The organism is Actinophytocola sp. (genome assembly GCF_035634895.1).
GTDB lineage: Bacteria > Actinomycetota > Actinomycetes > Mycobacteriales > Pseudonocardiaceae > Actinophytocola.
Map to the genome: position 1 here is coordinate 1 of NZ_DASQCC010000096.1, position 11,034 is coordinate 11,034.

Annotated in this window: 1 protein-coding gene and 1 pseudogene; both read left to right on the plus strand. The window is 73.9% G+C overall.

The window, feature by feature from the left end:
• Positions 1–73: 73 nt before the first annotated feature.
• Positions 74–9,139: pseudogene (locus VET29_RS13340) on the plus strand (SDR family NAD(P)-dependent oxidoreductase); the annotation flags it as partial.
• 170 nt (positions 9,140–9,309) lie between these two features.
• Positions 9,310–11,034: type I polyketide synthase (locus VET29_RS13345; RefSeq protein ID WP_414636491.1), on the plus strand; the 1,725-nt coding region annotated here is incomplete at its 3' end.

Sequence of the window (11,034 nt, forward strand, 5' to 3'; positions counted from 1 at the left end):
GTACGTCGTCCTCCAGGGCCGTCCCGCCCCCGCGCCGGCGCCGGACCGGGCCGAGCCCGCGGTGGTGCCGTGGGTGCTCTCGGCCAGGACGGAGACCGCGCTGCGGGCGCAGGCGGCCCGGCTCCTGTCCCACCTCGCCGAGTCCGCCGTCCCCGAAGCCGACGTCGCCGCGTCCCTCGCGACGACCAGGGCGGCCATGGCACACCGGGCGGTCGTCGTCGCGGCGGACCCGCGACCGGCGCTGACCGCGCTCACCGCCGGCGACGTCGCCCCCGACCTGGTCATGGACTCCGCGGTCACCAACGCGAGGACGGTCTTCGTCTTCCCCGGCCAGGGATCGCAGTGGACCGGGATGGCGGTCGGGCTGGCCGAGGACTTCCCGGTCTTCGCCGACAGCCTGCGGGAGTGCGCCGCCGCGCTGGCCGACCACGTCGACTGGGACCTCATGGCGGTGCTCTCCGACGAGCAGGCGCTCCGGCGCGTCGACGTGGTGCAGCCCGCCCTGTTCGCGGTGATGGTCTCGCTCGCCGCGCTGTGGCGTTCCTTCGGCGTCCGGCCCGACGCCGTGATCGGCCACTCGCAGGGCGAGATCGCGGCCGCGTGCGTCGCGGGCGCACTGTCCATAGAGGATGCCGCCAGGGTGGTGGCGCTGCGCAGCCGGGCGCTGGCCGAGCTGACCGGCCGGGGCGGCATGGTGTCGGTCGCACTGTCCCGGGAGGACGTCGGCGACCTGCTCGGCGACCGGCTGGGCATCGCCGCCGTCAACGGTCCGGGATCGGTCGTCGTGTCCGGCGACTCCGACGCGCTCGACGTGCTGCTCGCCGACTGCGAACGCGCCGGGGTCCGCGCCCGCAGGGTGCCGGTGGACTACGCCTCCCACTCCGACCACGTCGAGGCGATCCGCGAGCACCTGCTCGCGGCGCTGGCACCGATCCGGCCGAAGCAGCCGGAGGTGCCGATGTTTTCCACCGTCACGGGCGACTGGCTCGACACCACCGGGCTGGACGCCGCGTACTGGTACCGCAACCTGCGGGAGACCGTCCTGTTCGGACCGGCGGTCGGCACCCTGCTCGAGCTGGGGCACACGGTGTTCGCCGAGGTCAGCCCGCACCCGGTACTGACCGTCGGAGTGCAGGAGTCGATCGACGCCACCGCGAGGGACGCCGTCGTGACCGGCTCGCTCCGCCGCGACGACGGGCGAGCACCCCGGTTCGTCGCCGGACTCGCCGAGGCATGGGCCCACGGCGCACCGGTGGACTGGTCCCGCGCGTTCGGCCCCGAGGTGCGCCGGGTCGAGCTGCCGACCTACCCGTTCGAACACCGGCGGTACTGGATCGACCCCGTGACCCCCACCGGCAGTCGCCTGGACGACTGGCGGTACCGGATCGCCTGGCGTGCGGTCGATCCCACGACCGCGAAGCCGGTGTCCGGGCGCTGGTTCGTGGTGGCGCGACCAGAAGACGCCGGCCAGGACCTGGTTGCCGGCGTGCTCGCGGCACTGACCGCGGCGGGCGCGGCGCCGGTCCTGGTCGGACCTGCCGAGATCACCGGCGCTCTCGTGGAGGACGTCGCCGGCGTGGTGTCCCTGCTCGCCGTGGACGAGTCACCGGAGGCCGATCACCCGGTCGTCCCGGCGGGCCTGGCCGCGACCCTGGAGCTGACGCGTGCCGTGCACGCGTCGGGCCGGCGGACACCCGTGTGGCTCCTCACGAGGAACGCCGTCGCCACCGGCCACCGCGACACGGCGATCAGGCCGGCACAGGCCCAGATCTGGGGGCTCGGCCGCGTGGTCGGGTTGGAACACCCCGAGTTCTGGGGCGGGCTGGTCGACCTGCCCGCCGAGTGGGACGAGGACGTCGCGGACCGGCTGTGCGCGGTGTTGGGTGGCATCGGCGACGAGGACCAGGTTGCCGTGCGCGGTGCCGGGGTGTTCGTCCGCAGGCTGGTGCGGGCGCCGCTCGACGACGTGCGGGCCGGGACGGGCTGGCGGCCGAGCGGAACCGTTCTGGTCACCGGCGGCACCGGAGCGTTGGGTTCGCAGGTCGCCAGGTGGGCGGCGCGGCACGGCGCCGAGCACCTCGTGCTGGTCAGCAGGAGCGGCCAACGCGCACCGAAGGCGGCACAGGTCGCCGCCGAGGTCGCCGCGCTCGGCGCACGGGCCTCGGTGGTGGCCTGCGACGTCACGGACCGGGCGACGCTCGCCGCGGTCATGGCGGAGCACACGCCGACCGCCGTGTTCCATACCGCCGGAGTGGGACAGCTGACCCCGCTCAGTCAGACCACTGTGGACGAGCTGGCGGCGGTCGTCGGCGCCAAGGTCGCCGGCGCGTCGGTGCTCGACGAGCTGGCCGGGCCCGAGGTCGAGGCGTTCGTGCTGTTCTCCTCCAACGCCGGGGTGTGGGGGAGTGGCGGCCAGGGCGCCTATGCCGCCGGGAACGCCTTCCTCGACGCGCTGGCCGAGCGTCGTCGCGCACGCGGACTGGCCGGCACGTCCGTGGCGTGGGGATCGTGGAGCGGTGCCGGGATCGCGGCCGAGGACGGCGCGGCGGCGCACCTGCGCGCCCACGGCATCCGGCCCATGGATCCCGAGGCCGCGGTGGCGGCGCTCGGGCAGGTGCTCGACCGGGACGAGACCGTCACCGCGATCGCCGACGTCGACTGGTCGGTGTTCGTCCCCGCCTTCACCGCGAGGCGCACCCGACCGCTCATCGCAGACCTGCCGGAGGCCAACCAGATCAGCGAACCCGCCGGCCCGGCAGAGCCCGTGCCGTCGGACCTGTCCGAACAGGACTGGCTCGACCTGGTGCACGCACACGCCGCGGCGGTGCTCGGGCTCACGGAACGGGTTCCGGCCGACCGCGCGCTGCGGGAACTGGGTCTCGACTCGCTCACCGCCGTCCGGCTGCGCAACCGGCTCGTCTCGGCCACCGGGCTGACGCTGCCGACCACGGTGGTGTTCGACCACCCGACGGTCGCGGAACTCGCCGGTTTCCTCCGCGCACGGGCGCTGGGCGTCGACGCGCGGCCCGCGGTGGCGGCTACGACGGTCGACCCCGGTGAGCCGATCGCGATCGTGGCGATGAGCTGCCGCTACCCCGGCGGCGCCGACTCGCCGGAGGACCTGTGGCGACTGGTCGAGCAGGGTCGGGAAACGGTTTCGGAGTTTCCCGCCGACCGGGGCTTTGACCTCGACGCGATCTACGACCCCGACCCGGACCGTCCCGGCGCCACCTACGTGCGCACCGGATCCTTCGTCCAGGACGTCGGGCACTTCGACGCTGGACTGTTCGGGATCTCCCCCCGTGAGGCGCTGGCGATGGACCCGCAGCAGCGGCTGCTGCTCGAGGCGTCGTGGGAGCTGTTCGAACGGGCCGGCATCGACCCGTCCTCGTTGCGGGGCAGCAGGACCGGCGTGTTCGCGGGCGCCCAGTCCCAGGGGTATGGCGTTGGGGAGGCCGCTTCCGGCGCGGAGGGGTACCAGCTGACCGGCGGCGCCACGGCCGTCGTCTCCGGTCGGGTCGCGTACGCGTTCGGGTTGCAGGGTCCGGCGATCACCGTCGACACCGCCTGCTCGTCGTCGCTGGTGGCGATGCACCTCGCCGCACAGGCCCTGCGGCAGGACGAGTGCTCCCTCGCCGTGGTGGGCGGGGTGGCCGTCGTGGTCGGTCCGACCGCCTTCGTCGAGTTCAGCCGGCAGCGCGGCCTCGCACCCGACGGCCGCTGCAAGCCGTTCGCCGCCGCCGCCGACGGCACGGCATGGGGTGAGGGGGTCGGCGCGGTACTGCTGGAACGGCTCTCCGACGCCGAACGCAACGGGCACGAGATACTCGCCGTGATCCGCGGCTCCGCGGTGAACTCCGACGGCGCGTCCAACGGGTTGAGCGCGCCGAGCGGTCATGCGCAGCAACGGGTGATCCGGGCCGCCCTGGCCGCCGCCGGGCTGACGGGTGCGGACGTGGACGTCGTGGAGGCGCACGGCACCGGGACGACCCTCGGCGACCCCATCGAGGCCGAGGCCCTGCTGGCCACCTATGGCCAAGACCGCGACCGGCCGCTCTGGCTCGGTTCGGTGAAGTCGAACATCGGTCACACGGCGGCCGCGAGCGGCATGGCCGGCGTGCTCAAGATGGTGCTGGCCATGCGGCACGGGACGCTGCCCGCGACCCTGCACGTCGACGAACCGACACCGAACGCCGACTGGACAGCCGGGTCGGTGTCGCTGCTGACCGAGGCGCGACCGTGGCCGGACGGACCGCGCAGGGCCGGTGTCTCGTCGTTCGGCGTCAGCGGCACCAACGCCCACGTGATCATCGAGGCCCCACCGGCGGCACCCGCCGCCCCGACACGGGACGTCGCCGCCCGATCCGCGCTGCCGTGGCTGCTGTCCGGCGCGGACGAGCAGGCGGTTCGCGAACAGGCGGCCCGTCTCAGGTCGGCCGTCGACCTCGGGGCGGCGGACGTGGCGCACACCCTCGTGACCGCGAGAGCCGCGCTGGACCATCGCGCCGTGGTCGTCGCCGCCGATCGGGACGGTTTCCTGCGTGGACTCGACGACATCGCCGGCGGTGGCGGCTCGATCGGCACCCCGGTGCCGGGCAGGCTCGCCTTCCTGTTCTCCGGCCAGGGTTCGCAGCGGGTGGGCATGGGACGCCGGCTCCACGCCGAGTTCCCGGTGTTCGCGGCCGCGTTCGACGAGGTCTGCGCGGGGCTCGCGACGGACGTGCCGCTGCGTGACGTGGTCTTCGGTGGTGAGCCCGAGCTGCTGGACCGCACCGCCTACAGCCAGGCCGGCCTGTTCGCGCTGGAGGTGGCGCTGTTCCGGCTCGTCGAGTCGTGGGGCGTGCGGCCTGACGTCCTCGTCGGGCACTCGATCGGCGAACTGGCGGCCGCGCACGTCGCGGGCGTGCTGTCCATCGAGGACGCCTGCACTCTGGTGTCCGCACGCGGCAGGCTGATGCAGGCACTGCCGGAGGGCGGTGCGATGGTCGCGATCACGGCCACGCCGGCCGAGATCGCGCCGGCACTGACCGACGTGGTGTGCCTGGCCGCCGTCAACGGCCCGTCGTCGGTGGTGATCTCCGGTGAGGAGAGCGCCGTGCTCGCCGAGGCAGGCCGGTGGGCGGCCATGGGCCGCAGGACCAGGCGGCTCACGGTCAGCCACGCCTTCCACTCGTCGCTCATGGCCCCGATGCTCGACGAGTTCCTTGCCGTGGCGGCCACGCTGACCTTCCACGAGCCACGCATCCCGATCGTGTCCACCGTGTCCGGTGCGCTCCAGCAGGAGTACAGCGCCCAGTACTGGGTCGACCACGTCCGGCGGCCGGTGCTGTTCCACGACGGCGTACTGGCCGCGGGTGCCGTGACCATGCTGGAGCTCGGACCTGACGGTGTTCTGACCGCGCTCGGCCAGGACACCGCGCCCGACGCGGAACTCGTCAGCGCACTGCGCGCGAACACCGCCGAGGTCGAGACGATCACGGCCGCGGTCGGCAGGCTGCACTCCCGAGGCCACGCGGTGGACTGGCGCGCGGTGCTCGCCGGAACCGGCGGTGCGACGGTGCCGCTGCCCACCTACCCGTTCCAGCGTCGTCGTTACTGGCTGGCGCCCGGTCCTGCGCACGCCACCGGACCCGGCATGCGGCAGGCGGAACACCCGCTGCTCGACGGGGTGCTGCCGATGCCGGACGATGGTGTGGAGCTGGTCGGGCTGCTGTCCACCCGTACCCGGCCGTGGCTCGCCGACCACGCCGTCCGTGACACGGTTCTGTTGCCGGGCACGGCTTTCGTGGACCTCGCACTGCGTGCCGGGGAGGAGGGCGGGTGCGACCGGATCGAGGAGCTGGTGATCGAGGCACCACTCGTGTTGGCCGGCGCCGTGCACCTGCGGGTGTCGCTCGGCGCGGCGGACGAGCACGGACACCGGACCGTCGCCGTCCACTCCAGGCCCGACGAGAGGGACGGCGACCCCTGGACCCGGCATGCCACCGGCACCGTCACACCCGCGCGACCGGTCCAGGCCGCCGCCGACACGATCTGGCCCCCGGCGGGCGCGGCGCCCCTCGACACCTCCGGTGTCTACGAGGACCTCGCCGCGCGTGGTTACCACTACGGCCCGGCGTTCGTCGGACTCCGCACGGCGTGGCGGCGCGGCGACGAGGTGTTCGCCGAGGTCGAGCTGCCAGACGGTGCCGGGGAGGTGGACGACTTCCTGCTCCACCCGGCACTGACCGACGCCGCGTTGCACGCCATGGGTTTCGGCCCGCTCGCCGACGAGGACGGCACGAGGCTCCCCTTCCTGTGGCGCGGGGTCACGGTGTCCGCGTCCGGGGCGACCGCGCTGCGAGTGGCCATCACCGTCACCGGTGCCGACGAGGTCTCGGTGCGACTGGCCGATCCCGCCGGCGCCCCGGTCGCGACGGTGGACTCGTTGCTGCTGCGTACGATCCGCGAGGACCAGCTCACCGCGGCCACCGACCCGTTGCGGTGCCTGGAATGGCGGCCGGCGCCGGCCGACGGCCCGGCCGTCGACGGCGACCTGGTCGTCGAGGAGATCACCGGCTTCCCGGACGTGCGTGGCGCGACCTCGCACGCCCTGGCGCTGGTGCGTGCGGCGCTGGCCGACGAGACGCCGACCCAGGTGCTGGTCACCCGAGGGGCGACCGGGCACGCCCCGGACCTCCCCGGCGCCGCGGTGTGGGGCCTCGTCCGGTCCGTCCAGGCCGAACACCCCGGCCGGTTCGTCCTGCTGGACACCGACACCGACGACTGGCGGACAACGGAAGCCGCGGTACGCGTGGCGATCGGCGCCGGCGAGTCGCAGCTCGCCGTGCGTGACGGCGAACTGCTCGTCCCCGCGGTCGTCCCGGTGACCGACGAGCTGGCCGTACCCGACGGCGGTGACTGGCGGTTGACCCGCACCCCCGGCGGCACCGCCGACAGTCTCGTGCTCGCGGCCCGGCCGCTCGGTGAGCCGGGCCCCGGCCAGGTGCGAGTCGCGGTGCGGGCCGCCGGCCTGAACTTCCGCGACGCGCTGATCACCCTCGGCATGTACCCCGGTGAGGCCCCGCTGGGCAGCGAGGGCGCCGGTGTGGTGGTGGCGACCGGGCCGGGCGTCACCGGGATCGCGCCTGGCGAGCGGGTCATGGGCCTGTTCACCGACGGCTTCGGTCCCTTCGCGACGGCCGACCACCGGCTGCTGGCACCGGTACCGCCCGGCTGGTCGTTCACGGAGGCCGCCGCCGTCCCCGTCGCCTTCTGCACCGCCTACCACGCACTGGTCGACCTCGCCGAGCTGCGGGCGGGGCAGACCGTGCTCGTGCACGCGGGTGCCGGCGGTGTCGGCATGGCCGCGGTCCAGCTGGCGCACCACCTCGGCGCCGAGGTCTTCGCCACGGCGAGCCCCGGGAAGTGGGACACCCTGCGTGGCCTCGGCCTCGACGACGAGCACATCGCGTCGTCGCGGACGACCGACTTCGCACCGGCCTTCCTGGCCGCGACCGGGGGCCGGGGTGTGGACGTGGTGCTCAACGCCCTGGCGGGCGAGTACGTCGACGCGTCCCTGCGTGTCCTGTCGCCCGGCGGCAGGTTCGTCGAGATGGGCAAGACCGACCTCCGAGACCCCGACCACGTCGCCGCCACCCACGACGTGGCCTACCGGGCCTTCGACCTGCTCGACGCGGGCCAGGACCGGGTCGGCGAGATCCTGCGCATCGTGCTGGGCCTGCTCGAGGACGGCAGAGTCGTCCCGCTCCCGGTGTCCACGTGGGACATCCGGCGGGCGCGGGAGGCCGTCCGGCACCTGGCGGCGGCCAAGCACGTCGGCAAGCTGGTGCTGACCGTCCCGGCGCCGATCGACCCCGCCGGCACCGTCGTGGTCACCGGCGCGTCCGGGGTGCTCGGCGGACTGGTCGCACGCCACCTCGTCGAGCGGCACGGCGTCCGCGACCTGCTCCTGCTCGCCCGCGGCCCGGTGCCCGGCCAGCTCCGCGACGACCTGACACTGGCCGGTGCGCGGGTGACGGCCACCGTGTGCGACGTCGCCGACCGCGACGCGCTCGCGCGTGCGATCGCCGGCCGGCGGCTCACCGCCGTCGTGCACGCGGCAGGCGTGCTCGACGACGGCGTGGTCGAGTCGATGACACCGGACCGGATCGACGCCGTGCTGCGGCCGAAGCTCGACGCGGCCCGGTGGCTCCACGAGCTGACCGAGGACCAGGACCTCGCCGCCTTCGTGCTGTTCTCCTCGGCCGCGGCGACGCTCGGCAACCCCGGCCAGGCCAACTACACGGCAGCCAACGCGGCCATGGACGCCCTGGCGGCATGCCGGCACGACCTCGGTCTGCCCGCGCGGTCGCTCGCGTGGGGTCCCTGGGCGGGCGGCGGGATGGCCGACGCGCTGGGTGCGGCCGACCGGCGGCGGATGGCCCGTGCGGGCCTCGCGCCGCTGACCGAGGAGCAGGGCCTGGCCATGCTGGACGCCGCGCTCCACCGCTCCGAACCGGTTCTGCTGGCCCTGCGGCAGACCGGTCGCGCCGACTCGCCCCTGCTGCGCGACCGGGGCCGCCGGGTCCGGCGGACCGCGGCACCACCGCCGGCAGGCCTGGTCGGACAGCTCGCCGGGCTGGCGGGACCCGCGCGGGAGCGGGTGGTGCTGGCGGCCGTGCGGCGCGAGGTCGCCGCGGTGCTCGGGTTCGAGTCCGTCGAACAGGTCACCGCCGGGCAGAGCTTCGAGAAACTGGGCCTCGACTCGCTGACCGGGGTGGAGCTGCGCAACCGCCTGCACACCGCGACCGGACTGCGGCTGCCCGCAACCCTGGTATTCGACCTGCCGACCGCCGAGGAATTGACACGGTATCTCGTGACCGAAATGTCTCCCGCCGCCGAATCCGGTGAGAAATCTGTTACGGTCGAAATAGAGCGCCTCGAGAAAATGCTGCGAGAACTGTCCGCCGACAGTGTCGAGTCGGCTCGGGTCGGGATACGCCTGCGGAAGTTGGCCGCGGTGTGGGAGGCGCGGGAACGGGGCGCTGGCGACGACGTTGACGACGGCGCTGACCACGCGGTATCCGCCTCGGCCGACCTCGAGTCGGCGACCGACGACGAGCTGTTCGACCTCATTCGCGAAGAACTCGGCCGCTGACCGGAAGAATGCATTTCTATTTCCTCTCCGAATATCGCCGAATGGGGTGCTAGGGGCTCGGTAGGGGTTGTTCGGCTGTCCGGGTCTGCACGAGCATCGAAGTGGTGAACCCTTCTGGAAACGGATGGCGTTGAATGGCGAACGACGAGACTCTCCGCGAATACCTGAAGCTGGTCACCGCCGATCTGCGGGAGTCCCGTCAACGCCTGCGTGCCATGGAGGAGGCGGAACACGAGCCCATCGCCGTGGTCGCGATGAGCTGCCGCCTGCCGGGCGGGGTGCGGAGCCCGGAGGACCTGTGGCGGCTGGTCGCCGACGGCCGGGACGCCGTCTCCGCGTTCCCGTCCGACCGCGGCTGGGACCTCGACCGGCTCTACCACCCGGACCCCGACCACCCCGGCACCTGCTACACCCGTGAGGGCGGGTTCCTGCACGACGCGGCCGACTTCGACCCGGCGTTCTTCGGTGTCTCACCGCGTGAGGCGCTCGCCATGGACCCCCAGCAGCGGCTGCTGCTGGAGACCGCCCACGAGGCGTTCGAACGAGCCGGACTCGCGCCGTCCTCCCTGCGGGGCACCAGAACCGGCGTCTTCGTCGGGATGACCGGCCAGGACTACGGGCCACGGCCCGGCGCGAGCGCCGACGCGCTCGGCGGCTACCTGATGACCGGCAACACCGCGAGCGTCGCGTCCGGGCGGGTCGCGTTCACCTACGGGCTGGAGGGCCCGGCCGTCACCGTCGACACCGCGTGCTCGTCGTCGCTCGTGGCGATCCACCTCGCGGCCCAGGCGCTGCGTCGCGGCGAGTGCGTGCTCGCGCTGGCCGGCGGGGTGACGGTGATGTGCTCGCCAGGAGCCTTCATCGAGTTCAGCAGGCAACGTGGGCTCGCCCCGGACGGGCGCTGCAAGTCCTTCGCCGCCTCGGCCGACGGCACGGGGTGGTCGGAGGGCGCCGGCCTGGTCCTGCTGGAGCGGCTCTCCGACGCCCGGCGCGAAGGGCACGAGGTCCTCGCCGTGCTGCGCGGCTCCTCGGTGAACTCCGACGGCGCCTCCAACGGCCTGACCGCGCCGAACGGCCCGTCCCAGCAGCGCGTCATCCTGGGTGCGCTGCGTGACGCTGGGCTGACGCCGGCCGACGTGGACGCCGTGGAGGCACACGGCACCGGCACCCGGCTCGGCGATCCCATCGAGGCGCAGGCGATCATCGCGGCCTACGGCCAGGACCGCGAACAGCCGCTGCTGCTCGGTTCGCTCAAGTCCAACATCGGCCACAGCCAGGGCGCGGCGGGTGTCGCCGGTGTCCTCAAGATGATCATGGCGATGCGGCACGGGGTGCTGCCCGCCACCCTGCACGTGGACGAGCCGACCCCGCACGTCGACTGGTCGGCCGGTGCGGTGGCGCTGCTGACCGCGAACGAACCGTGGCCGGAGGTCGCGCGACCGAGGCGTGCGGGCGTGTCCTCGTTCGGGATCAGCGGGACCAACGCACACGTCGTGCTGGAGCAGGCGCCACCGGCCGCGCCGGCGCCCGAGCGGGCTCCCGCGCCCTCGATCCCGTGGGTGGTCTCCGGACACACGGCCCCGGCACTGCGTGACCAGGCCGACCGGCTCCGACACTCCCTCGCCGGCCAGCGCCCGGACGACGTCGGGTTCTCCCTGGCCACCGGCCGCGACCCCCTCGACCACCGAGCAGTGGTCGTCGCCACCGACACCGACGACCTGCGTGCTGGCCTGGACCTGCTCGCCGACGGGGCGGACGGCCCCGGGGTGGTCACGGGGCGCGTGGTGCCCGGCGCGACGGCGTTCCTGTTCTCCGGACAGGGATCGCAGCGTGCCGGGATGGGCCGGGAGCTGTACGCGGCCTTCCCGGTGTTCGCCGAGGCGTTCGACGAGGTC